Raw genomic sequence first — 23,254 nt, forward strand, 5'->3', positions numbered from 1 at the left:
AGATCAATTTAAGTTAAATATTTTTTTTCCAAATAGAAGGTTTCTTCTTTTATTGCTTTTTCTTCTACTTTAAAATTACTTTTCCACCAGCCTACTTCTCCTTCTATTTCTACCGACAGTACTACTCCCGAGAATTTCAGGATGGGCTGTATGAATAATCCTTTAGCATCGGAATCCAGTACAATATCACCTCCAAAGTAAGAATCTGCCTTTGCAGCAGCTTTAAATGTCATAATAGGTTTCGATTTTGTTCCTTTTACTTTTCCGATTTCAACACTGACACTGAGTTCTATGGTAGCTCCCATTTTTCCCCCTATGGTTGTTTTTCCCTGCATATTGATCCCGTTGATACTATCAATTTTCAAGGCATCAACAGTGATTTCCAGTTCTCCATAAAATGTTGCTGTAAAAGTTACGGAGGCCCCTAATTTTTCTAATCCTCCCCGAAATTTATTAATAATTCTTGCAGCAGCCGGGTTTCCGGTAGCTCCATACGAGGCCGCAGCAATGGCAGCTCCCAATATATCAATAATTACTTCGGCTCCGATTAAAGGTTTAAAACCAAATCCCACTTCACCAATTACGCTGAGTGTATTGTTTTCGTTCACCCTTTCCAGGTACCATTTTCCTACAACTGTAAATTTCGGATATCTGATATTAAAACCTACAGGTATTGCAGTTTCCTTCGCTGCACTCTGTGCATAGTTAATTGCATTTTGTACAATATTCACAGATGTTGCAATCATTTTTGCTACCAGCTCAATTTTATCTGCAAATTCATTGGTGAAACTTCTCTTTTCTCTCCCGGCGTCCCATTCAGCAGATAAACCTACCCCTATTGAGATCGGGACTTTACCTGTTTCATTCATTCTCCATCTGTTATACCCCGCCTGCCTGGATTTTTCCTGATGTTTTGCGTAGATATTTCCCGCTGGCATATTGGCTGCCTTATAATTAGATACATTCACCAAAAACTCAAGAGCGAGTTCCCATTTAATGTCCGGATAGGCTTTTATCAGTACAGTAGTTGTTTTTTCATTGCTAAAATATCTGCAGCTATGAACATGCAAATGAAACTGATTCGGATTGGTAGCTGAAGGCCAGATGTATTCTATTGGAAAAGCATTCACTCTGGACAGGTTTGAGTATACTCCATAATTGAAAGAAGGTGTAGTAAATGTTTTTACGGTGTCTCCTTTATCTATTGCCTGTCCTACGTCTACCAGCAGAGCTTGTTTTTTATGTTTTCCTTTACTATCTCTGAAGCATTCATTGGTTTGAAAGCCTGTAATATCAATGATCAGATTCTTTTTTGTAGATATGCTAGGTGCTGTTACTTCATAATTTATAGTCTGTGCATCATGGGCATTGAATACGAATGAGATGTCTACTCTACGGTTGTTTTCGTAGTCTTTCTCATTTTTGTATTTGATATGGTCTCTGCCCATTTTATCATCTGTAGGATCTACTTCTCCTTTTCCTACCGAGATTATTCTTCTGGGATCTAATCCTCCATCGGCAAAGAATTTTTTGACAACATCTGATCTTCTCTGAGAAAGTCCTTTGTTGTAGTTTTCTTTCCCTATCACACAGGCATAGCCACTGAGATTCATTGTAGAATCTTTGTGTTCAAGAAGGAATTTGAGTACGTTATTCAGAATGGCTACTCCGTCTTTATCAATTACTGTGGAATCGAATTTATAAAAGATCGTTCTCTGAATATGTTCCTGTAATGCTGCGGATTTTATCTGGGTGACACCCTCTCCGTTTTTAAAGACTGTAACTGTTGTATTGCTGGCTTTTCCGTCCTTTGTTTCATTTTCAGTGATCTTGATGAGTTCAAATTTACAGGGTTCCTGCCTTACGGAGTTTACATCCGGCATATATACTTTCGTCGGAGTCTGGTTTTGGGCTCCGTTGGTATTGGTAGTAACTATTTTATTTTTTACGTTCAGATAGATCGCATGCAGGTCATCACCCCGATTATCTTTAATATATTGTTTTGATGCAATATCTTTTACTTTAACATAAAACTCCTCTACATTCTGAATGTTGTCCACATACGCCATCCAGGCAAAGGTATTTTCTATTTTCAGATTTACTTCACCGTCTATTACGTCTACATTATTATATACATGTACCAGTTTATCTTTTTTCGCTGTCTGCTGGTTCCAGAGTTCAATGATAAGAGCGTTTCCATTGAGACCTTCTGTCATCAGGTTCAGGTGAACAATATGTCCGTAGGAAATATATTCAGATTTTTTATTGTTTTTAATGCTTTTGCTGTTCTTTTGTGTAGACCATTTGCTGCTTACAATTTTCGGATCACACCAGCCTTTTACATATAAGCCTGTATTATTTTTAGTATCTCTTACTCCGGAAAGACTGGCTTCTATATAAAACTGATAGCTTCCGCAGTACTGTTTGTCTATTAAAAACTTATAGCCGCCGGCAGAAGGCATCTGATTGATGATAATCTTTCTGCTGCTATTCTGCCTCATCCAGATAAGGGGCTTCTTTTTGTCTGCATCTGTGGTATCCGGCAGCCATTCATCAATACCGAACCGTACCCACTGATCAGGTTTTATGGTTACCCTTTGTCCTAAGACAGACATTTTCGGATAATAAAGTCCGCTTACAATTTTTATTTTTTTTACGCCTTTTGCCATTTTTTTATCATTTAGATTGCCGCATCCTGCCCTCCTCCTGAAGGCTGCTCATTATACATTTCCTCAGAATCTACCATCGGATTGATCTGCTGTTGAATATCTTTGTCGGCATTTTTAAAGTTCTGCTGGCTGGCTTCTGCTCTCTGTCCATGGTCTATAATCTCAATACAAGGTGTCCCGGCAACGGCACATACTGCTTTACTGTCTTCTATAATGATATACCCACCATTACTGAGCTGTACTTTCTCATAAAACTTCTGCCATTCTGTAACCATGATCTTGCAGGGCGGAGGCGGTCCTCCCATTTTGGTACAGTTCCCGAATGTATTTTTTTCAAATGTGGCTCCTCCTATTTCTTTCGTGGTAACGATGAGTTTTTTAGAAGCGCTTTTATCATTGGCATATTCTTTTTGATGTGTAAGTACTTTCAGCTTGTCCGGAATCTGCCCAAATTGGCATTTGCACATGGCGCCCTGTACTACAATATGTTTTTCTGCCATATTAATTTTATCTTTAGTGAAATGGTAATTTAGTTTTCATCAATTCCTGACACTGATACTGAAATCTTTTTCTCTTCCTGCAGCATAATACTGCACTCCAGATAAAGGGATTTCGGCAATGAGGTTTTTTCTTTCATATAGCCTATTATTCTGAAATTTCCCTCTTCGTTCATCACAGGCTCATCTTCTATAATCAATGAAAAAGGTGATTTTCTTATAAAATCGTCAATATCTCTTTCTTCATGTAATTTTCCCGATCCTTCTACTGTAATCAGACCTGTTTCTCCTTTTAACGGATCTGCCTCCAGTGTAATTTTGTATCTGGGTTCAACAGCATTGTCCACTACCGGAAAGATTGTTGTCATTTCTGTTATATAGTCCTTTCCAAAACTTTGGTAAATCCCAAAGAATAAAGTCCTGATGAAATAATCATTTTTAAGATACAGATCAATAGCTTCAGGCTCGCTGATCATCTTTTCAATCCTCCTGCAGTATTCGTCTACAGTTTCTCCATCAAATTCTTTATACAATTCTTCTTTAATTCCGGGCCATCTTTTGAGAAATACCTCAGCATTTTCAACGGCTTCAAATTTCCCGTTTTCATCTGTGCAGATCTGTAAAGGATATAAAACCTTTGAGGTCCTGTAAGCCAGCAAATCTGCAATTTCATTGACTTCCTCTTCATTAAGATAAAGGTTTGATGTACGGTCTATTTCAAAAAAATGATTCCCTTTTTCGGTTTTCAGCCAGCGTACTGATGTTTCATATTTGAGTTCGCTCTTATCTTCTCCTTTTTGAATGGTAATGACAACACTGTACCTCCGTACTGAGTTTTCAGGCTGAAAAACGAGTCTGTTTCCTTTTCCGAATTCTACCAATCTGCTTTTATCAGTAACAGCCGTTCGTGGAATAAATATTTCTTTTTGTACGGTCAGCTCTATCAGAATCATGTCTTTTACAGTGCATAGGTTATTATGAAATAACTTTAAAGCATCTGTACTCAGATTGTAAAGTGCTGCAATACTTTTTAAGGTTTCATCTTTCTGAACGCTATGTTTATTATATTTCTGCATAGATTTTAATGAATAACTCTTCTTCTATCTGACCTTGGATCCATTCCAATGCCTTCTCTTCTTGCAGACCAGTGCAGATATTTTTTGCGAAGATCTCTTAAATCATCCTGTTCTTTCACTTCTTTCTGATAGGCAGTATATTTTTCTTCCGGAATCGTTTCTCCTCCATAGGTATCGCGCAGTTCTTTGAATCCTTTAAATGTATAGGGTTTATTATCTCCCATTACATAGGTTCTGAGACGGTCTTTTACTCTTATTAGCAATGCATCGGATGAGATGGAATAGGTCTCATTAATCATCTTTTTGTCAGTAATGGGCAAAGTTTTCTCTATGCCATATTCAGCCATAAAATGTAAAGGAATGTAGCTGAATGTTTTCAGCAGGTATCGTGTTCCTCTTAATGATAAATAGAAACCGGGAGTAATGGTAAGCTGATCTTTCTCATACCAGCCTTCTGTTACCAGCTGTGTTTTTAACGCTTCCAGTTTACTGCTGGTTGTCCATGATGTTTCAACCTCTTCCCAGGTTTCCTGCCCGTTTTCATATGCTCCTCCTACGTCACAATGCACTCCGGGGAATGTTTTCTCTGTTCCGATATGCACTCTTGTAAGGTCAAAATTTTCCCTGTGTTCGTTTTCAGCAATGAAATGAATAATAGTCTGAGCTTTTCCTATATCATTAAGGCTTAGCTCCTCTACGTCGTTGGCAAAGTTCGGTACAGGTGACAAATATTTTGAATAGGAAGAAACGGTATCATAGATCCCGAGAAATCTGATTTTTAAAACGTCTACTTTAATTCCTGCTTCTTCCAGTTTGAGCCCAAGATGTCCCCATTTAGGAAGTTCTGCTCCTTCAACATTTTTACCATCATCATCGGAGTATGAAGTAACGGTCATTCCATCATTCGAAACGGTATATGATTTCGCTTTATATTTTGCCTTTCCTATTTCATATACAAAATTGCGGGCAGCGGCTGCTCCGCGGCTGAAACCAAATACATCAAAAGTAATGACAGCTATTTTATCGGCTTTCTTTTCACTTTTTATGGTTTTTACTTTTTTTACAATTTCTTCGCAACCTTTTCTTACTTTACCTCTGATCCCCGTTTCGCCTGTTCCGAAAGCATATCCCAGGGTGGCATCTCCTTTGGAATCTTCGGTACCAATACCTTCTATATAAATTCCAAAATTTTTATCATAGTTATCCCACATACGGGCCACATTACTCCAGTCGTTATTGTAACTGTTATTGTCTGAAGATTTACCTCCATATTTTTTATGGACCTCTGTTTTCCCTCTACGTTCTATAGTATTGGTTTTGTTATTTAACGTCCCGTCAAAAAATATCCCAATTGTAATGTCTAACACTTCCTCTTTGGATACGGACGGTGTATAACTTCCAAACTGATTGTTGTGCATCGTTCTTATTTTTTATGGATTGAAGGGAATATATTATTCTATCTTACGGGATACTCTGATTTTTGCTTTATTGATGGAAAGACTTTGTTTTTCAGCCACCAGAGAAAGCAACACCTGAGTATTGTCCTGATTTACTTTAATGGTAAAATCAATTTGTTTATCTTTACCCAACTTTTGAAATAATTCAAAAATTTCTTTTTCATCAAAAGAATCTACCCATACAGCATATTTATTCTTGTTCTTATCTCTCCAGTAAAAGCCACAAAACCTGGGAATGGCTCTGCTTTTATAAGTATTATCTTTTAAACTCTGATCAAAAATATTTTCCTGTTCACCATTATAACTGGTAAATCCAAAGTCTATCCATTCTGCTCCTTCCGGAAGGACCACAACTGGCTTCCAATTGTATTTTTCTCTGTAAACATTATAAATATCTGAGGGAGGATAGCCTTGTTTTTTGATTTTTTCCAGAACTTCCGGTTTGAATGTTTTGTAAGAAGGATCGTTCAGCATTCTGTCTGCAAATCCCTCTTTAAACATATATTGAGCATTATCATATGCTTTTTCTCTTGTAATAAGAGTATCATGAGCCTGAAAAGCTCCAACCTCTTTTTGATTCCCCGGTCCTTTTATCCATAAAACAACTCTTCCCTGCGGAGCCAGTCCTACAACAAAAGAATTGTATGTCATTTTCTTATGAGTATCCTGGTCTACAAATCCTTCTTCAAAAAGGGTTTTAATTTTCTCTTTGTTAAGGTCCCATTTTCCAGTAAAAAACTTATTTTCCACCAAAGAATACCATGTAAAATCCAATTGATGAGGTATTCCCATCTTTTCAGTCTCTACACTCATCGTTCCTCCTTCTTTACCCCATCCTGTATTCTGAGTTCCCCAGATTGCATCAAAAGTGTAGCTGAAATCGTTTGCCACAATCGCTCCTTTATAAATTTCCATCGGGTATTCCTGTGGTGCAGAGATGGTTCCCAGCCAACTGTATTTTTCTTCCATTTTTTTATTCTGACAATTCGTTAATGAGAAACAACATATAATAAGAAGGGCCAGTATTTTACATTTATTTATGACCATGTGACATAATCTTCTTGTTACTTGCTAAAATCAGATTTTCCTTATGTGCTTCTACATTGATCTTCTTTGCTATTTTCTCCACCTTTTTTCCTACGCTCAGATGATAAGAGTCTTTGACTGTTATGCGTAGATTGGCTGCTGTTTTTATAATCGCCATATCAGAAAAGTTTTGATTTTTCAGCACTGTTGAATTCTACGATCTTTCCACTCTGCATAGTCATATTTTCCAGCTCACTGAACATAGAGATTTCACCTGCGATTTCATTGGACGTTTCAGATTGTCTCTTGAATTCTTTTTCTATCATTTCTGTTCTGGTATCAGACGTTTCTGTAATATCTCCTGATGCGGTAAGTTTCATATCCTTTCCAGCTATAGAAATAATGTTGTCATTGGCTGTACTGGTAATACTTGCTCCTGCTCCTATCGTAATTTCTTTTCCGGCAGTGATATTGATATTGTCTCCTGCATTTAATGTAAAATTCTTAGGTGCTTTCATGCTGATATTCCCCTGTCCGTCCATAAAGTAGGTATTACCGCTTGGATCAAGAATCGTTACGCTTCCTTCTTCATCATTCATTAGAATTCTGATTCCGCTTCTGGTCTGTATAGATTTCAGGTGATTGTTAACTCCCCCTCCTAAAGCGATTCCACCATGAAACATTCCTCCCATTACGAAAGGTCTATCCGGATGGCTGTGTACAAAATTGACCATCACCTGATCTCCGACTTCGGGAATAGCTATATATCCTCTGTTTTGGGTAACCTGGTCTGTTCCTCCCGCGTCAGGGCTCATCATTCGAATGAAATGAGTTGTATCATTGGTTTGCCAGTCGAATCTCACCTGTACTCTCCCCTGTCCTTCCGGATCAGTATTGGAGATTACTGTGGCTGTTTGTGGTTCTGCCTTTGGAATGGTATATCCAGGCTTTGGTAAAAATCCTGTATCTGCCGCTATTCCTACAAAAATACCATTATAATGTCCTCTTGTATCAATCTCATGTTCTACTTCTGTAATCATAATTTTTGTAAAATAAGAAGTTTCATTAGAATCAGGTTTACGCATTTGCACATCCACTACACAGCCGGGATGCAAAAAAGGAACTGTTGTATTTCCTGAGATAGAAAAAACATTTACAGCTTCACTTCCTGATGCACTTTTTTGTGAATATTCCACATCAAGATGAGTAGTAGCTTTAATAGGTGCAACTTGTAAAGCGGGTGTCTTATAGATAGAATCATTGTGACTATAAGCCGTATTTGCCAAATCGCTCACATGTTTTATAGGGGTAGAACCTGAAGTCAGCCTTTCATCTTTATTGCTGTTATACCCATAAAACTGCGGTCTGGTATGAACTGCTTTTAATTCAACTTTAATATTATGAGCGCTACTTCCATAGGTGAGAGTGATGGGTTTGTTCTGAGGCGGAAGTTTTCCAAAATGCAATACTTCACCGTCATAATAGAATTGCTCACCATAAGCTTCAGCCATTCTTGCCAGATAATTGTAGTGGGTTTCATCATACTGGCTGCTGTAAATAATCTGTGAAAAATTATTGGCATCTACCCTGATATCAAAACGGCTTTTATCCACTCCCTGCTTGATCACCTCTTCTGCAATCATTCCTATATTGACAGCCTGTGTACCTCCAAAACTCTGGATATGCGGTGCCCCGTCCAGAAGAATGGTCGGACTATACCCTGTAAGTACAATATTACCAAGACTCATCTGCTCCTGACTGAATCCTACTCCTGTAATAACTCCTACAAAGGTTCTTTCAGGACTGTTATCTATATCTTTATAGGAAATAACTACTGTAAGCCTTTTCCCAAGAAATTTATTGGCATCTTCCAATGAATGGGTCTGTCTGTCACCAAGCGTATCGTGAGCCAGGGTGAGTGTAAATTCGTGATGATACCGGGTACTTTGTTTAAGCTTAAAATGTTTGTAGTATTTGATAATCTTCCCTTCTATGACCAGGGAAAGTTTTACCAGGCGGTTGATTCCTGTATGGTGATTTTGAGATACACCATCTGCATTCTGCGTGGGGCGGAAAGACGCTGCTCTTGATGTTTCAGGATTATTTGACATATTTTGTGGTGAGTTGTTTATTTTTAGATTATTCAATCAAGCGGGATTTTTTTAATTAAACAAAAAAACTTACGCCCAGATTTCCTAAAAGGGGTAAAAAAGACCGTCTTATAGAGACAGCCTTTTTTATATCTTTCTATGAAGATTTAGCTTAAAGGCCAAAGTCCATCATAAGATGAATTTCCGTAAGTGATACTTTCAGCACTAATGATAAAGCTGATAAGCATACTGTTACTGTCCAGAGCATCAAAATCCACTTCATGCTGGATTACATATCCGTTTTCCCATTTCAAAGAAATGAGTGTTCCTTCTTCATGAGATTTATTAAAAGTAATTTCTCCGCTAGTTGGTTTATATTTGCTGTTAAGTAAACTTTCCAGAATATCAGATTTCTCTGTAGCTTCAATTGTTACTTTAATAAGCGCATTGGATGGATCTGACGCCACACGTCCTGAAACGTCTGTAGATCTTGATACACTGTAATTCATTTTCAACAGCTTTTGAGCTTCACCTCCATTGAATTTTAAGATTCCTCTTGAATTTCCTGCCATATTCTTAAATTTTAATCTTTAATGATTACTTCCGTATATAAGGATTGTATAACAAAGATAGAGTTCATGTTCTAATTGAAAAAGTTTTTAGGCAACAGTTTCAGAAATTGTAGTAGTTCTACGACAATTTGAGATTTTCAAATTAGTTTTGATTATTTTCCTGCCTGAAAAACAGCATCATAGAGCTATATGGAAATACCAGAGATTTACTGAAAACCTCTGGTATTTATCTTTTAGACCAATAAATTTAATAATGTTTATAAAAATAGGCACCGATCATAATGACAAGGTTGATGGCAACCAAGCTCATTAAAATGGTTCCATACTTCCTCTTTCTATCAATAAAACTTACCCCTAGAATAAAAAGAAAGAGCAGCAAGGTATATACTGCCGGATACATATGAAATGCCTCAGAGAACTTTCCTTCAAAAACAAGGACTATAGCTCTCTGTGCTCCGCATCCAAGACATTCCACACCCAGAAATTTTTTACTGGGACAGGTAAGCATGAAGTCTTCAATATTCATCTTTACGGGTTTAAGCTACTCACTAGTTATGACGAAATTTTCGCTCTGGTATACTGATGTGGAAAAAAACACTCTTCTTTCATCTCAAAAGCGCCCTGTACGGCAATGTATGGGTTTCTTAAAATTTCCCTTGCTACGAAAATAAGGTCAGCATCTCCTTTCTGAAGAATTTCTTCAGCTTGCTCTACTTTGGTAATTAACCCCACAGCTCCCGTTTTTACAGCAGCTTCGTTTCTTATTTGGGAAGAGAAAGGAACCTGATATCCATCAAAAACAGAAATTTTTGCTCCATGAATATTTCCTCCGCTTGATACATCAACCAGATCAACGGAATGTCCTTTTAGAATCTTAGCTAACTCTACACTATTATCAATGCCCCATCCGTTTTCAGCATATTCTGTTCCTGAAATTCGTACAAAAAGGGCAGTATTTTCATTAAGTTCCTCATTCACTGCATCTACAATTTCCAGCAGAAACCGGATTCTGTTTTCAAAACTTCCGCCATATTCATCTGTTCTGATATTGGAAAGTGGTGATAGAAACTGATGAATAAGATATCCATGCGCGCCATGAAGTTCAATGATATCAAAACCTGCACTTACAGCTCTTCTTGCTGCTTTTTTAAATTCCTGAATCAGTTCTTTTATCTCGTCTGTATTTAGAACATGAGGAATTCTTTCTGACGGATGGTAAGGAATAGGGCTTGGAGCAACTGTTTCCCAACCTTCTTCAACAGAAATTTGAAGATTATTCCATGTAGAGCCTTTTCTTCCTGCATGAGCCAGCTGAATTCCTATCTTACTTTCTGAATTCTTATGAACAAATTCAACAATCCGCTGCAGTTTTTCAGCCTGTTCCTCATTCCAGATTCCCATACAGTGATTGGTAATCCTTCCTCTTGGTTCTATTCCTGTGGCCTCAACCATCAGTAATCCGGTTCCTCCCTGCGATCTGCTTCCGTAATGAACGAAATGAAAATCATTGGCTATTCCGTTTTCACAGGAATACATACACATAGGAGACATTACCCATCTGTTTTTCAACTCTACGTTTCTGAATTTTATTGGTGTATATAACATTTTATCTTTTTAAAAATTGAACTTCATCTTAGGAAGAATAAATATTGCCCACTTCATTAAAAAGAAGTACTTTTACCCCCCTTTTTTAGTCTACAATATATGAAAAAAGACATACAGATCAGTTACGAATATTTTAAGAATAGCGGTGAACTGAATGATATAGAAAAAAAACTATTTGAAAGAGCCAAGGAAGCGCGTGCAAATGCCTATGCTCCCTACTCTCAGTTTTTTGTAGGATGCTCCGTACTATTGGAAAATGGAGAAATCTATTCCGGAAACAACCAGGAGAATGCCGCTTTTCCCTCGGGGCTTTGTGCTGAAAGAACTGCCTTGTTTTGGATAGCAGCCAACTTTCCTGATGTGAAAGTAAAGAAGATCTTCGTAGTGGGTGGTCCGAAAGAGTTCCATGAGAAGAATCCACCGATTCCTCCCTGTGGAGCCTGCCGGCAGAGCTTAATAGAATATGAAACAAAGCAGGATGAGAACATTGATCTTTATTTTTCAAGCATGAATGAAGAAGTTGTAAAAGTGCACGCGGTGAAAGATCTGCTGCCTTTTTACTTTGATTCAACGTTTCTGTAAGGTATAAAACGTACATAAGCTGTAATCTCCAGCTTTTACCGTGATATAAAGTCTTATGGGATTTTATAAATGATAATTAGTTTAAAACCTGTAGTTTCTGCAGGTTTTATTTTTTTTATTTCTCTTATCTAAAAATATAAAACGCTCTGTACCTATTTTTTTAAAATCTATAGAATAAACATAAATAAGGCTGCCTCTATCACTGAAACAGCCTTATTTTTTTTACTAATCTACTGATTCTACATCATCTTCATCCTCGTCTTCGTCTTCATATTGCTCAAGGTAGTAAGTAAAACTAAAGTCTTCTACTTCTTCTTCAGCGTCTTCCAGTGTAGTCAGCAGATCTTCAAAAATCTCCAGCTGATCTACAGTCATGTTTACGAATTCAAGGTGGAGAGGCATTTCGAGTTCTCCGGTAATGGTATCCGAAAGCGCATCAAGATTATCTCCAAAATAGTCAGGAAGCTGAATTTTTTCCTTTAATTGGGTGTAAAAATCTTCATAATCACCTATGTCTGTAAAATCTATATATACTGTCTTCATATTGAACTAAATTTCCAATTTTTATTGATTAAAAAAGTTTTGCATTTTTTGCAGAAGTCCGTTTCCACATTAGTTGGATTTTTACCTTCTGCATTTCTCATAAAACACGTTTTTTCAGGGCAATGCCTCAACCCTTGTGTATGTCCCAGCTCATGAATGGCTACTTTATAGAACTGTTCATCTGAATTTTCTTTGCTCAGTCTAAAGTTTGAAGCCACACAGGCTTTTCCAGGTGTATATCCCAGTCCCATAATTCCAAAGTCTTTTATTTTACCTCTGGCTGCACTTATATCTTTAGAAGTTAAGCCAATTGTTACAAAACCTTCTTTAGTTTTATGGCTTAAAAACTTAATAATTGAATCTGCCCGATAACGGTTTCTTTCTTTATAATAAGTATTTTCCGGAAAATCTATCACTTCAAGAACCTTTACATTAGGATATACTTTTTTTATTCCGTTCGCTATCTTTATCACCTTCTCAGGTTTTAGGTCTTTAAATGGTTGTATAAGGATAGTTACAGCCGGCTTTTTTTCATGTTTTTTTACAGTATTTTTCTTTTCTGAGCAAGAGAAGACCAGAAATAATACCAACACATAAAGAAGGCTGTGATTTTTCAAAATTAAAATTTACAATAATTTAAATACAAACTAAATTTGTCATGGCTTCGCCACTATCGCTTGTTGCAATGACAGTTTATATTTTTCACCATTTACTGTTTTTCAAAACTCTTATAATGGTTTTTGGTAAGGTACACGTCTCCATCGCTGGTATAGATGATTCGGTCTGCATTTCTTCCTCCGCAGTGATAATTGACATCTGCTTCAAAATATTTCCCGCCATCCGGCAGTCTTCCTTCCCTGTTGCCAAATTTATCTCCACCAATAGCTTTTCCGGGAATGGCATCGCAAAGATTTCCTTTTGAAGGATTCCATCCCTGACGTCTGGCTTCATTTTTTGTAATATAATAATCCGGCAACCTGTGATTCTGTTTTATATAACTGATCACCGTTTTTTCTTCTGTCAGTTTTTCAATAGAATTCTGTGGAGCTGAGTTTCCGGTATCATACTGCTCTGCTGTTGAGGTACTGCTATAATTTACAACTTCTGACTTTGCAGAGTTTGACTGATCTTTTTTGTCTGTAATAAAGTTTTTATAGATATACATCACAGACATCCCGAAAAGAAGCCCCAGACATATAAAAAATACAGATCTTATTTTACCGTTCATAATAGTGTTATATTAATTTTACAATGCAGCAATGAAAGTACAAAACATTCGTAAACTGTTATATTCATATTAATTATTCACTTCTCCATTCTTCAGGAATATCACAGATAGGAATAGGGTCCATTTTATGTTTTGCAGCCTTATGCATTCTGTCAAAGATCAGGAAAACTTCTTTATCTCTTCCTTCGTAATCTTCAGCAGTTTTGGTTCCATATTCTTTCTGAATTTTTTCCAGTTCCGGATAGGTAGCACCAATCTGTTGTTCATCTGTTCGGTCCACATCCCAAAGTCCGTCCGTAGGGATTGCTTCCTGAATACTTTTTATAAGGTTCAAACTTTTTGCCAGGGCATAAACTTCTGTTTTGTAAAGATCAGCAATTGGAGAAACATCTACTCCGCCATCACCGTATTTGGTATAAAATCCAATACCGAAATCTTCCACTTTATTTCCTGTTCCACATACCAAAAGTCCATTTAGCTGTCCATAATAATAAAGGGTAAGCATTCTCAGACGTGATCTGGTATTGGCAAAAGCCAGTTTTTCATTAGGATACAGATCATCCTTTACATCAAACGTTTTGTAAAGTTCTTCAAAAGCGGGAGTAAGATCAACAGACATTACTTCTACATTCGGGAATCTTGATTTCAAATCATCCATATGTTCCTTTGCGCGGTCTACCTGATCGGCTTTTTGACGGATTGGCATTTCGATCAGTAAAGTTTTCAGCCCGGTCATTGCTGCTAAAGTAGAAACCACACCGGAATCTACCCCACCAGAAACCCCTAATACATATCCGTTCACTCTGGCTTTTGTAGCATAATCTTTTAACCAGCTTACAATATGATCTATCACTTTTTGTGTCTGCATCATCTATATTTTTTAGTCTATTCCAAATTCTTTAGGGTATTTTACCATCCCTTTTTTATTTTTTAATCCGTCATTTACCATCTCTATAGCCATTCCATTTTCTTCGGGAATTTCAAACGGAAAAGAAATCCCAAAATTACTGGTTTTTTCGTAACCAAACCTAGGATAATATTTTTCATGTCCGATAAGGATGACTGATTGATATCATAATGCCCTAGCAATACGATGACCTTCACGAATAGGCAGTCCACCAATTCCCTGATTCTGAAATTCAGGTTTTACCGAAACAGGAGCTAATGCCAGAGATTCAAAGGATTCCTTATCATTTACAATTTTTATTTTTGTAAACAGGATATGCCCTGCAATGCTGCCGTTTTCATCTTCAGCAACCAAAGAGAGCTCCGGAATAAAAGCATCAGATTTTCTTAGCTTTTCAACAAGAAACTGTTCCTGATGATCACTATGTTCCATCTCTCTGAATGCCCCTTCTGTCAATTCAAAGACCTCTTTGTGGTCTTTTTCTTCTTCCTGTCTTATTGTTATCATTTACTTTGCATATTTTTCACGCTTCAGTTCATACCAGAAGCAGATTCCATCCGGTTCTTTAAATTCGCTTGTTTTTTCAAATCCTAACTTTCTTAAAATATGATTGGAAGCATCATGTTCAGAATGTGCATAAGCATAAATGGCATCTGCACCCAATTCTTTAAAACCATAATCAAGGGAGGCAATTCCTGATTCTACGGCATATCCTTTGCCCCAGGCTTCAGGTAAGAAGCGGTATGCCAGTTCCAAAACATTTTGATAGCCATTAACTTCTTTAGTTAATAATTTTAATCCGCTCCATCCCACTACCACTGCTGTCTCTTTTTCTACAACAGCCAGTCTTCCTACTCCATTTTCTTCGTACTGCTTCTGAATCATCCTGATGACTTTTTTTGACTCATTACTATCCGTCAATGGAGGAACTCCAATATATTTCATCACTTCAGGATCAGAATCCATCATAAACATACGCTCAAAATCAGCATCTTCCAGCTTTCTCAAAATAAGTCTTTTAGTTTCTATTTTCATAGGATTAGTTTTATTGTCTGGTAACAAAAATAGTAATATCGGTTTTTGTACCTTTTTTTACATCCGTTTCCTTCATTTTATTTCCGGTTACATTCAAAGTTTGCAAGCTTTGACTGCCAGAAACATCTATTTTCTGAAGCTTGTTATGTTCTACGTTCAGCTTTCTTAAATTTTTAAGTGAAGTAACATCAATTGTTTTTAATTGATTTAAAGATAATGTTAATTGCTCAATTTTTGGTGTCCCTTTCAGTGAAATCCCCTCCAAAAGGTTATTATCAAGATATAATGAGGTAAGGCTTTTCAGATTTTCGGCTTTGAATGAAGATATTGTGCATCCTGTACAGGAAAATAATTCCAGCTTGTCAAAATTATTCAGTGTAATTTCAGGAATAGCATTATCATCTATAATGACCATTTTTATATTCTTAAAAAAATGCAGATCATCAATGGATCTAATCCCTTTCTGAACCAAGAACAAGTTGAAAACCCTCTCTGCTTCCAGTATTTCGAGTGTTCCATTCTTGTTTTCGTCAAAGTTTTCCAGTACTGCTTTTTCAAAATTTTTGTCTTTAAATTCAAGTTTTTGTCCATGGAAAAAAGGAAGTCCCAAAATAAAGCTGAGGGCTGTAAATATTTTAATTTTCATCATGAATTGTTTATTTAATCCTTATTTTTGTAAACTTAAATTCCATGTAAAAATAATGAAGATTTTTAGATATATAGCGCTTTCTTCTATTTTAGCTGCCGGACTTAATTCCTGCAAAAAAGAGTCTCAAAACCAATGGAAAGTAGAGGTAAAAGATACTGCCGGAAAGATTGAGATGACAGATATTTCCAAAGAATTCTACAATACCGGTGTTCCGTTGGATCAGTTTAAGGCAAAGTTCCCGTGGTTTCAGGGAAGTGTTTCTGATGCCGATTTTGGAAAGAGAAGAACAGATGCCGAAGAGGTAAAAATCTACAAGGAAGCTATTGGGAAAATAGATCAGGCAAAACTTCAGAAGGAGCTTCAAAATTTATTTTCGCATATTAAGTATTATTTCCCACAATTCAAAAGCCCTAAAGTATACCTGTTTTCATCTGCATTGCAAATGGTTCAGGATCCTATCTTTTATGATCAGAAAGGAAATCTTCTGTTCATTGATATTACCGGCTTTATGGGAGATGGAAATACGCACTATAAAGGACTTGAGCAGTATTTTCAAAAATCCATGAACCCTCAGAACATTGTTCCAAAGGTATCACAACTTTTCGCTGAAAATATTGTTACAGAATCTTCAGATCATCAGAAATTTATTGACCAGATCATTCTGAATGGAAAAGTAATGATTCTTCAGGATGCTTTTCTTCCGGATGTCCCGGATTACCTGAAAATGAACTATACCAAGAAGCAGTATGAATGGGCAACCAGTAATGAAGCCAATATCTGGAACTATTTTGTGGAAAGCAATCTTATTTTCGGAGATGATCCGAGATTGGGTGAACGTTTTATCTCACCGGGTCCGTTCTCAAAATTTTATACTGAGATTGATAATGAATCTTCGCCACAAATCGGAATTTTTACAGGATGGCAGGTCTGTAAGTCCTATCTTAAGGAAAAACCTGAAACAAAACTTACTGATTTCCTGAAAATGGATGCTACAACCATTTTTAATCAGTCCGGTTATAAGCCGAAACTTAAATAATAGAAAATTTTAGAATTTAGAAAAAATAGAAAAAATGAGAAAGACTCAGATTACGATAGATGTAGAGCTTGATGAAAACCATATCCCGGAAAGCATCACATGGAATGCTCAGGATGGAGGTATTGAAAAGGAGGAAACTAAAGCAACAATGATCTCAGTATGGGACGAAAAAACAATGGAAGCTTTAAGAATTGACCTTTGGACGAAAGAAATGCCTGTAGATCAAATGAAGATGTTTATCCACCAGATTTTAGTTTCTTTAGGAAATACTTACCAGAGAGCTACCGGAGAGGAGGATGTAGCACAGTGGCTGGAAGAAATTGCTGAGGAGTTTGCTGTAAAGTCTGCCATTAAGTAAAAATACACAATATACAACGAGCTGCAGGCAGTAAGCGGTAAGCTTTTTGTATTCAGCTATAGAGCAAATTTTAATAAAAACAATCAGCTTAAGCAATATATCCTATTGTTTAATGCTCAAAGCCTAAAGCAAAAAATTATGAATTTTAATACAAAAGTAATTCACGGAGGGCAGCATCATGAGTCTGCAACAGGTTCTGTAAATGTTCCTGTATTTTTAACTTCTACGTTTGCACAGAAAAGCCCGGGAGTACATTCCGGATATGAATATTCAAGAGCAGCCAACCCTACAAGACAGGCATTGGAAGATTCTTTAGCAAGTATTGAAAATGGAGCTAGAGGATTGGCTTTCGGTTCAGGTCTTGCAGCAATCGACTGTGTTTTGAAATTGTTAAACCCAGGTGATGAAGTAGTTGCAGTGGATGATCTTTATGGAGGCACCTATAGAATGTTTACCAGACTTTTTGAAAAATATCAGTTAAAGTTTACTTTCGTAAATTTTGATGATGTTTCTAAAATTGCAGATGTTATCACTGATAAAACAAAGCTTATCTGGGTAGAAACTCCTACCAATCCGTTGATGAAGCTGGTAGACATCAAAGCAGTTGTAGAAATTGCTAAAGGAAAAGATATTTTAGTAGCGGTAGATAACACTTTTGCTACTCCTTATATTCAAAGACCCATTGATTTGGGTGCTGATATTGTAATGCACTCTGCTACCAAATATCTTGGTGGGCACTCTGATGTTATTGCAGGAGCACTTATTGCTAAAGATGCTGAATTGGGAGAAAAACTTCACTTCATTCAGTTTGCCAGTGGTGGTATTTTAGGACCACACGATTCTTATCTTGTATTAAGAGGGATCAAAACACTAGCCTTAAGAATGCAGAGACATTCTGACAATGGTCTTGCGGTAGCAAAATATCTTGAGACTCACCCTGCTGTAGATAAGGTAATCTATCCAGGACTGGAATCTCATCCTCAATATGAGCTGGCAAAATCTCAGATGAGGGAGTCAGGAGGAATGGTTTCATTCACTTTCAAATCCGGAAAGAAAGAAGATGCAATCAAATTCCTAGAGAAGGTAAGGGTATTCACACTTGCTGAATCTTTAGGAGGGGTTGAATCTTTAGCTAATCACCCTGCATTAATGACTCACGCGTCTATTCCCGCTGAAAAACGTGCTGAACTGGGAATCACGGATGACCTGGTTCGTTTAAGCGTAGGTATTGAAGATGCTGAGGATCTTATAGCAGATCTGGAAAAAGCTTTTTCTTAATATACAATAAACTGAAATGAGAAGGATGAATCATCCTTCTCATTTTATTATCACCACCCAATATGAAAAACACAAGAAAAGCAGTTATCTCAGATTTACCTCAACTGGCAGAACTATTTGATCAATACAGAGTCTTTTATCATAAAGAATCTGATATTTCTGCAGCTAAAAATTTTCTAAGAGAAAGACTTGACAATAAAGACTCTGAAATTTTTGTATCAGAAGAAAACAGAATACTGACAGGTTTTGTACAATTATACCCCATATTCTCATCTACAAGAATGCAGCGCTACTGGCTGCTGAATGATCTATACGTTAATCCTAATCACAGAGGAAAAGGTTACTCAAAAAAACTTGTCGAGGAGTCTAAAGAATTATGCAGATTTTCAAAAGCCTGTGGAATTTTACTGGAAACAGGGAAAGGTAACGACATTGGAAATCAGTTATACCCATCCTGCGGATTTAAACTTTACGACTCTGTCAATTTCTACGAGTGGAACAATTCATAATATATATATATTGTATAATGTATTTATGATTACTGTTTATCTTGTACCTTGTAACTCGTATCTTAAGACCTCATATTACAAAACATTATTCACAACTTATACTATAAAAAAATGACAGATTTTCAAAAATATATTCAGAGATATTTAGACCTTATTCCTTCTGATAACTTGTTAGGAGAGTTAAAAAAATCAGCAGATAAAACCATAGGAATTTTTTCTAATCTTACAGAAGAACAATCTACATTTGCCTATGCGAAAGGAAAATGGACATTGAAAGGAGTACTGCTGCATCTATCAGATACGGAAAGAGTATTTCAGTATAGAATATTAGCTTTTGCCAGAGGAGATCAAAATAATCTTCCCGGTTTTGATGAAAATGAATATGCTGAAAAATCTTTTGCGGATAAAAGATCTTTAGAATCACTATTGGAAGAATACAAACTTGTAAGAAGATCGTCTCAAATCCTGCTGGAAACTCTTCAACCTTCTGCCTTACATAATACAGGTATGGCCAATGGCCACGAAATATCGGTAGAAACCATAGGAAAACTCATTGTAGGTCATAATTATCATCATCTTAATATCATTGAGGAAAGGTATTTATTGAAATTAGGATGGATGTAAAGTTTTGGCTAAAGCCAGAGGATTTTTTTCTTAGTTTTTAAATGGGCTAAAGCCCATTTCTGTTGAATTTGATAATGTATGGTATTATTATTAAGCATATAATATTTAACAGCTTATATCGATTTTAATAAATATGATATTACTATTTTAAGCATGAAAATTACATCCATATCAAAATGTAGTTTAAATTATATTAAATTTCACAAGCATACCATAATTACTTTAATCAATTAACACATTCACAATAAAAACATCAATAGGAACGGGCTTTAGCCCGTTTTTCATATAAGCAAACCCTCCATTGGCTTCAGCCCAAACATAATTTTAAAATATTATATTTGATAAAAACAACGCAAATGTCATTTATTAAAATTTATATCCATCTTGTTTTTTCAACAAGAAACCGAACTCCAATTCTTAACACCTTCGATGTAAGAATAAAGGTCTGGAAACATATTAAAGAATACGCTACAGAGAAAGGAATCTTTTTAGATATGATTAATGGATATTCGGATCATTGCCACTGTTTAATTTCTCTTGGAGCCAATCAGAATATTGAAAAAACTGTACAATTATTAAAAGGTGAATCTTCTTATTGAATTAATAAAAACCATCTCACAAAAGAAAAGTTTGCCTGGCAGGATGAGTATTTTGCAGTTTCAGTTTCTGAATCAATCGTAGACTCTGTAAGGAATTATATTAAAAATCAGGAAAAACATCATCAGAAAAAAAGTTATACCGATGAATATAAAGAGTTTATTGAAAAATATCATTTTAAAATATAAGTTTTAGCTAAAGCCGAAATTTCTTTTTTATTTTTTGTTGAATTGGATAAAACCGCAACATTCCTATTGAATAATATTCGCAATACCCATTAATAGGAATAGCCTAATGCTCATTTAAAAATAAATTCCCCTTCATTGGTTTTAGCCGAAACTTATAAAACCGATCATATTTATATCTTATTTTTTTGCCCAAATTTCACAGATTCTCTACCTTTATAGACTGGTTTGAATTCAGGTAAAATTATGGAAAACATTATCGAAATATTAAAGTCTGGCGGAACTATTCTTTACCCTACAGATACCATCTGGGGAATTGGCTGTGATGCTACTAATATAGAGGCGGTCAATAAAATTTTTGACATTAAGAAACGTGAAAAAAATAAATCTATGATCATCCTTGTAGAGTCAGAAAAAAGACTCCAGGATCTTGTGGATGTTCCGGAAATGGCTTGGGAAATCATTGATCTTAGTGAAAAACCTGTGACTATAGTTTATGAAAACCCTAGAGGCTTACCTAAAGAGCTTCTTGCGGAAGACGGGAGTATCGGTATTCGCCTTGTAAAGAATGATTTTTGCAAGAAACTGATTTCAAAACTGAATAAGCCATTGGTTTCTACTTCTGCCAACTTCAGTGGTGAGAAAAGCCCTTTGAAATTTTCTGATATTTCTGAAGAGATGATCAGTCTTGTGGATTATGCCGTGGAAGAAGATAGAGAAAAAGTATCTGAATATTCAGGTTCTTCGGTGATCAAAATATGGAGTGACAACAGGATAAAAGTTCTTAGAGAGTAAAAACCTTTACTGATCAGTTTATTTTTTAGAGTCTTGGCGGTAAGCATCGGCAGGATTTCTTTTTTTTAATTCTATCTTTGCAAACTCAACTCATAAAATATAGGCTATGAATCATCAAGAATTTGCTAAGCTATGGGTAGATGCCTGGAACTCTCATGATTTAGAGGATATCCTATCCCATTATTCTGAAGATATTGAGATTACAACTCCAATGATAGTCCTGGCTACCGGAGGTAAAGAAAGCTCTTTAAAAGGCAAAAAAGCAGTTCGTGAATACTGGAGAACGGCATTGGAAAAATTCCCGGATCTCCATTTCGATTTGATCCGTTCAACAGCGGGAGTAGATTCTGTAGCATTATTTTATAAGTAGATTATGGACAAGCATGCCGTAGAGGTCATGCTTTTTAATGAAGAAGGAAAAATTAGTAAAATGTATGCTCATTATGATTAATGAGATCCATTGGTAGAAATTGACACTATTATTAACGATGAAAATTAATCTTAACCAAAATAAGAATTTAAAACTTTTTAAAATTATTTCTGAAGCGGCAGAAAGAAACAACCAGTCTGTCTATATTGTGGGTGGATATGTTCGTGACCTTCTGATGAAAAGAAAGGCTTCTACGGATATAGACTTTGTAACGGAACAAAGCGGTATTGAGCTTGCCCAGAATGTTGCTCAGGATATTGATCCAAAATTAAAGGTTTCTGTTTTTAAAACCTACGGAACTGCGATGATCAAGTACAAAGAACTTGAACTGGAGTTTGTGGGTGCAAGAAAAGAAAGCTATACAGAAGACAGCAGAAAACCTGAAGTAGAAGGTGGAAGTCTGGAGGATGACCAAAAGAGAAGAGATTTTACCATCAACGCGATGGCTATTTCTTTAAATAAGGATAATTTTGGTGAACTTATCGATCCATTCAATGGGATTGACGACCTTGAAAAGGGAATTTTACGAACGCCTTTAGAGCCAGCTCAAACCTACTCTGATGATCCGTTAAGGATGATGAGAGCAGTACGTTTTGCTTCTACTTTAAATTTTACGGTAGAAGAGAATTCTTTGCGGGCAATACAACAGGAAGCTGAGAGAATCAAGATTGTTTCTATGGAAAGAATCATGGTGGAATTCAATAAAATCATGTTATCAGAAAAGCCTTCCGTAGGATTAAGCTTAATGGAGCAAACAGGCCTGCTAAAACTTATCATTCCTGAACTTATTGAACTGAAGGGTGTGGAAGAGGTGGAAGGTCAGACTCACAAAGATAATTTTTACCATACACTTGAGGTTGTGGATAATATTTCTGTGAATACGGACAACCTTTGGCTGCGCTGGTCGGCGTTGCTTCACGATATAGGAAAAGCTCCTACGAAAAAGTTTGTGGAAGGTACAGGCTGGACTTTTCATGGGCATGAATTTTTGGGTTCGAAAATGGTTAAAGCTTTGTTTCAGAGGCTGAAACTGCCTTTGGGAAGTGATATGAAGTATGTTCAGAAAATGGTAAAGCTTTCATCACGTCCTATCGCTTTGATTACAGACGATGCTTCAGATGCTGCATTAAGAAGGCTTTTATTTGATGCCGGTGAAAATCTTGAAGATCTTTTTACTTTATGTAAGGCTGATATCACCACTAAAAATTCTAAAAAGCAGGATAAATTCAAAAGAAATTTTGAATATGTAGCGGTAAAAATAAAAGAGGTAGAAGAAAAGGATCAGGTAAGAAACTTCCAACCGCCTATTACCGGTGAGGAAATCATGGAAATGTTTAACCTTAAACCAGGCCGTGAGATTGGAATTTTAAAAGAAAAGGTAAAAGAAGCTATTCTTGAAGGCGAGATTCCCAATGAAAAGGAAGAGGCTACCAAGTTTGTAATTGCTGAGGCTGAAAAGTTGGGATTAACACTATAATCTTATTGACAAATAAATAAAGAGCCCGG

At 36.3% G+C, this 23,254-nt stretch carries 26 protein-coding genes and 1 pseudogene; 10 read left to right on the forward strand and 17 right to left on the reverse strand.

Going from position 1 to position 23,254, the window contains the following annotated elements; all coding sequences use genetic code 11:
* Positions 1-8 precede the first annotated feature (8 nt).
* The 10 genes from LF887_RS17880 to namA all read right to left on the reverse strand — a co-directional run bounded on the left by LF887_RS17880 (position 9) and on the right by namA (position 10,992).
* Entirely contained in the window at positions 9-2,669 is a 2,661-nt protein-coding gene (locus LF887_RS17880) for an OmpA family protein (protein WP_236855610.1), read from the reverse strand.
* A gap of 11 nt (positions 2,670-2,680) precedes the next feature.
* Positions 2,681-3,169, reverse strand: a complete 489-nt coding sequence (locus LF887_RS17885; RefSeq protein ID WP_236855611.1) for a DUF4280 domain-containing protein — start codon at positions 3,167-3,169, stop codon at positions 2,681-2,683.
* Between the two features lie 29 nt (positions 3,170-3,198).
* Positions 3,199-4,242, reverse strand: coding sequence for a hypothetical protein (locus LF887_RS17890; protein WP_236855612.1), 1,044 nt, complete (start codon positions 4,240-4,242; stop codon positions 3,199-3,201).
* A 5-nt stretch (positions 4,243-4,247) separates the two neighbouring features.
* Positions 4,248-5,660, reverse strand: a complete 1,413-nt coding sequence (locus LF887_RS17895) for a T6SS phospholipase effector Tle1-like catalytic domain-containing protein (protein ID WP_236855613.1) — start codon at positions 5,658-5,660, stop codon at positions 4,248-4,250.
* A gap of 33 nt (positions 5,661-5,693) precedes the next feature.
* On the reverse strand, positions 5,694-6,668 hold the full coding sequence (locus LF887_RS17900) for a DUF2931 family protein (protein WP_236855614.1): 975 nt from the start codon (positions 6,666-6,668) through the stop codon (positions 5,694-5,696).
* A gap of 64 nt (positions 6,669-6,732) precedes the next feature.
* Positions 6,733-6,903 carry a hypothetical protein gene (locus LF887_RS17905; protein ID WP_236855615.1) on the reverse strand — a complete coding sequence of 57 codons (171 nt, stop codon included), beginning with the start codon at positions 6,901-6,903 and terminating at the stop codon, positions 6,733-6,735.
* A 1-nt stretch (position 6,904) separates the two neighbouring features.
* On the reverse strand, positions 6,905-8,836 hold the full coding sequence (locus tag LF887_RS17910) for a type VI secretion system Vgr family protein (RefSeq protein ID WP_236855616.1): 1,932 nt from the start codon (positions 8,834-8,836) through the stop codon (positions 6,905-6,907).
* Positions 8,837-8,982: 146 nt separating this feature from the next.
* Positions 8,983-9,387 carry a type VI secretion system tube protein TssD gene (tssD, locus tag LF887_RS17915; protein WP_236855617.1) on the reverse strand — a complete coding sequence of 135 codons (405 nt, stop codon included), beginning with the start codon at positions 9,385-9,387 and terminating at the stop codon, positions 8,983-8,985.
* 247 nt (positions 9,388-9,634) lie between these two features.
* On the reverse strand, positions 9,635-9,913 hold the full coding sequence (locus LF887_RS17920) for a DUF2752 domain-containing protein (protein ID WP_236855618.1): 279 nt from the start codon (positions 9,911-9,913) through the stop codon (positions 9,635-9,637).
* 26 nt (positions 9,914-9,939) lie between these two features.
* A complete protein-coding gene (gene namA, locus LF887_RS17925; RefSeq protein WP_236855619.1) occupies positions 9,940-10,992 on the reverse strand; it encodes an NADPH dehydrogenase NamA in 1,053 nt (350 codons plus the stop codon).
* 99 nt (positions 10,993-11,091) lie between these two features.
* On the opposite strand from namA, the gene LF887_RS17930 reads away from it, so the two are divergent.
* Positions 11,092-11,574, forward strand: a complete 483-nt coding sequence (locus tag LF887_RS17930; protein WP_236855620.1) for a cytidine deaminase — start codon at positions 11,092-11,094, stop codon at positions 11,572-11,574.
* Positions 11,575-11,799: 225 nt separating this feature from the next.
* Here LF887_RS17930 and LF887_RS17935 read toward each other — a convergent pair whose 3' ends face one another.
* The 7 genes from LF887_RS17935 to LF887_RS17965 form a co-directional block, all read right to left on the reverse strand.
* On the reverse strand, positions 11,800-12,117 hold the full coding sequence (locus LF887_RS17935) for a barstar family protein (protein WP_236855621.1): 318 nt from the start codon (positions 12,115-12,117) through the stop codon (positions 11,800-11,802).
* Complete coding sequence (locus LF887_RS17940; protein ID WP_262912556.1) at positions 12,114-12,710, reverse strand: matrixin family metalloprotease; 597 nt, start codon at positions 12,708-12,710, stop codon at positions 12,114-12,116. The genes LF887_RS17935 and LF887_RS17940 overlap by 4 nt, the downstream gene beginning before the upstream one ends.
* A 116-nt stretch (positions 12,711-12,826) precedes the next feature.
* Complete coding sequence (locus LF887_RS17945; protein WP_236855623.1) at positions 12,827-13,345, reverse strand: ribonuclease domain-containing protein; 519 nt, start codon at positions 13,343-13,345, stop codon at positions 12,827-12,829.
* A 73-nt stretch (positions 13,346-13,418) separates the two neighbouring features.
* Positions 13,419-14,213 (reverse strand): NAD(+) synthase, encoded by a 795-nt coding sequence (gene nadE / locus LF887_RS17950; RefSeq protein ID WP_236859520.1) that lies wholly within the window; start codon positions 14,211-14,213, stop codon positions 13,419-13,421.
* A gap of 204 nt (positions 14,214-14,417) precedes the next feature.
* Positions 14,418-14,759, reverse strand: a complete 342-nt coding sequence (locus LF887_RS24335) for a GNAT family N-acetyltransferase (RefSeq protein ID WP_317207777.1) — start codon at positions 14,757-14,759, stop codon at positions 14,418-14,420.
* The gene (locus LF887_RS17960) at positions 14,760-15,287 is read right to left on the reverse strand and encodes a GNAT family N-acetyltransferase (protein ID WP_236855624.1); all 528 of its coding nucleotides are present in this window, start codon (positions 15,285-15,287) and stop codon (positions 14,760-14,762) included.
* A 10-nt stretch (positions 15,288-15,297) separates the two neighbouring features.
* Positions 15,298-15,936 carry a leucine-rich repeat domain-containing protein gene (locus tag LF887_RS17965; RefSeq protein WP_236855625.1) on the reverse strand — a complete coding sequence of 213 codons (639 nt, stop codon included), beginning with the start codon at positions 15,934-15,936 and terminating at the stop codon, positions 15,298-15,300.
* Between the two features lie 52 nt (positions 15,937-15,988).
* Between LF887_RS17965 and LF887_RS17970 the strand changes: the two genes are divergently transcribed.
* The 9 genes and pseudogenes from LF887_RS17970 to LF887_RS18010 all read left to right on the forward strand — a co-directional run bounded on the left by LF887_RS17970 (position 15,989) and on the right by LF887_RS18010 (position 23,225).
* The gene (locus LF887_RS17970; RefSeq protein WP_236855626.1) at positions 15,989-16,972 is read left to right on the forward strand and encodes a gliding motility protein GldB; all 984 of its coding nucleotides are present in this window, start codon (positions 15,989-15,991) and stop codon (positions 16,970-16,972) included.
* Positions 16,973-17,006: 34 nt separating this feature from the next.
* Entirely contained in the window at positions 17,007-17,330 is a 324-nt protein-coding gene (gldC, locus tag LF887_RS17975; RefSeq protein ID WP_236855627.1) for a gliding motility protein GldC, read from the forward strand.
* Between the two features lie 105 nt (positions 17,331-17,435).
* Entirely contained in the window at positions 17,436-18,608 is a 1,173-nt protein-coding gene (locus tag LF887_RS17980) for a cystathionine gamma-synthase (protein ID WP_262912480.1), read from the forward strand.
* Between the two features lie 62 nt (positions 18,609-18,670).
* Entirely contained in the window at positions 18,671-19,117 is a 447-nt protein-coding gene (locus LF887_RS17985) for a GNAT family N-acetyltransferase (RefSeq protein ID WP_236855629.1), read from the forward strand.
* Between the two features lie 111 nt (positions 19,118-19,228).
* Positions 19,229-19,741 (forward strand): DinB family protein, encoded by a 513-nt coding sequence (locus tag LF887_RS17990; RefSeq protein ID WP_236855630.1) that lies wholly within the window; start codon positions 19,229-19,231, stop codon positions 19,739-19,741.
* A gap of 356 nt (positions 19,742-20,097) precedes the next feature.
* A pseudogene (tnpA, locus tag LF887_RS17995) lies at positions 20,098-20,526 on the forward strand (IS200/IS605 family transposase).
* A gap of 243 nt (positions 20,527-20,769) precedes the next feature.
* A complete protein-coding gene (locus LF887_RS18000; protein WP_236855631.1) occupies positions 20,770-21,318 on the forward strand; it encodes an L-threonylcarbamoyladenylate synthase in 549 nt (182 codons plus the stop codon).
* A 106-nt stretch (positions 21,319-21,424) separates the two neighbouring features.
* A complete protein-coding gene (locus tag LF887_RS18005; RefSeq protein ID WP_236855632.1) occupies positions 21,425-21,688 on the forward strand; it encodes a nuclear transport factor 2 family protein in 264 nt (87 codons plus the stop codon).
* Positions 21,689-21,806: 118 nt separating this feature from the next.
* Positions 21,807-23,225, forward strand: coding sequence for a CCA tRNA nucleotidyltransferase (locus LF887_RS18010; protein ID WP_236855633.1), 1,419 nt, complete (start codon positions 21,807-21,809; stop codon positions 23,223-23,225).
* The last annotated feature ends 29 nt before the right edge of the window (positions 23,226-23,254 follow it).

Origin of the sequence: Chryseobacterium sp. MEBOG06, from assembly GCF_021869765.1 — a bacterium.
In the GTDB taxonomy this organism is placed as follows: Bacteria; Bacteroidota; Bacteroidia; order Flavobacteriales; family Weeksellaceae; genus Chryseobacterium.

What these genes read in the sequence shown, in the direction of transcription:
- LF887_RS17910 (WP_236855616.1), bottom strand. Translation starts at nt 8,836, where the DNA reads ATGTCAAATAATCCTGAAACATCAAGAGCAGCGTCTTTCCGCCCCACG.
- LF887_RS17920 (WP_236855618.1), bottom strand. Translation starts at nt 9,913, where the DNA reads ATGAATATTGAAGACTTCATGCTTACCTGTCCCAGTAAAAAATTTCTG.
- gldC (WP_236855627.1), top strand. Translation starts at nt 17,007, where the DNA reads ATGAGAAAGACTCAGATTACGATAGATGTAGAGCTTGATGAAAACCAT.
- LF887_RS17885 (WP_236855611.1), bottom strand. Translation starts at nt 3,169, where the DNA reads ATGGCAGAAAAACATATTGTAGTACAGGGCGCCATGTGCAAATGCCAA.
- LF887_RS18000 (WP_236855631.1), top strand. Translation starts at nt 20,770, where the DNA reads ATGGAAAACATTATCGAAATATTAAAGTCTGGCGGAACTATTCTTTAC.
- LF887_RS17970 (WP_236855626.1), top strand. Translation starts at nt 15,989, where the DNA reads ATGAAGATTTTTAGATATATAGCGCTTTCTTCTATTTTAGCTGCCGGA.
- LF887_RS17900 (WP_236855614.1), bottom strand. Translation starts at nt 6,668, where the DNA reads ATGGAAGAAAAATACAGTTGGCTGGGAACCATCTCTGCACCACAGGAA.
- LF887_RS17930 (WP_236855620.1), top strand. Translation starts at nt 11,092, where the DNA reads ATGAAAAAAGACATACAGATCAGTTACGAATATTTTAAGAATAGCGGT.
- LF887_RS17880 (WP_236855610.1), bottom strand. Translation starts at nt 2,669, where the DNA reads ATGGCAAAAGGCGTAAAAAAAATAAAAATTGTAAGCGGACTTTATTAT.
- LF887_RS18005 (WP_236855632.1), top strand. Translation starts at nt 21,425, where the DNA reads ATGAATCATCAAGAATTTGCTAAGCTATGGGTAGATGCCTGGAACTCT.
- LF887_RS17990 (WP_236855630.1), top strand. Translation starts at nt 19,229, where the DNA reads ATGACAGATTTTCAAAAATATATTCAGAGATATTTAGACCTTATTCCT.
- tssD (WP_236855617.1), bottom strand. Translation starts at nt 9,387, where the DNA reads ATGGCAGGAAATTCAAGAGGAATCTTAAAATTCAATGGAGGTGAAGCT.
- LF887_RS18010 (WP_236855633.1), top strand. Translation starts at nt 21,807, where the DNA reads ATGAAAATTAATCTTAACCAAAATAAGAATTTAAAACTTTTTAAAATT.
- LF887_RS24335 (WP_317207777.1), bottom strand. Translation starts at nt 14,759, where the DNA reads ATGATAACAATAAGACAGGAAGAAGAAAAAGACCACAAAGAGGTCTTT.
- LF887_RS17895 (WP_236855613.1), bottom strand. Translation starts at nt 5,660, where the DNA reads ATGCACAACAATCAGTTTGGAAGTTATACACCGTCCGTATCCAAAGAG.
- nadE (WP_236859520.1), bottom strand. Translation starts at nt 14,213, where the DNA reads ATGCAGACACAAAAAGTGATAGATCATATTGTAAGCTGGTTAAAAGAT.
- LF887_RS17985 (WP_236855629.1), top strand. Translation starts at nt 18,671, where the DNA reads ATGAAAAACACAAGAAAAGCAGTTATCTCAGATTTACCTCAACTGGCA.
- LF887_RS17945 (WP_236855623.1), bottom strand. Translation starts at nt 13,345, where the DNA reads ATGAACGGTAAAATAAGATCTGTATTTTTTATATGTCTGGGGCTTCTT.
- LF887_RS17960 (WP_236855624.1), bottom strand. Translation starts at nt 15,287, where the DNA reads ATGAAAATAGAAACTAAAAGACTTATTTTGAGAAAGCTGGAAGATGCT.
- LF887_RS17965 (WP_236855625.1), bottom strand. Translation starts at nt 15,936, where the DNA reads ATGATGAAAATTAAAATATTTACAGCCCTCAGCTTTATTTTGGGACTT.
- LF887_RS17935 (WP_236855621.1), bottom strand. Translation starts at nt 12,117, where the DNA reads ATGAAGACAGTATATATAGATTTTACAGACATAGGTGATTATGAAGAT.
- namA (WP_236855619.1), bottom strand. Translation starts at nt 10,992, where the DNA reads ATGTTATATACACCAATAAAATTCAGAAACGTAGAGTTGAAAAACAGA.
- LF887_RS17890 (WP_236855612.1), bottom strand. Translation starts at nt 4,242, where the DNA reads ATGCAGAAATATAATAAACATAGCGTTCAGAAAGATGAAACCTTAAAA.
- LF887_RS17905 (WP_236855615.1), bottom strand. Translation starts at nt 6,903, where the DNA reads ATGGCGATTATAAAAACAGCAGCCAATCTACGCATAACAGTCAAAGAC.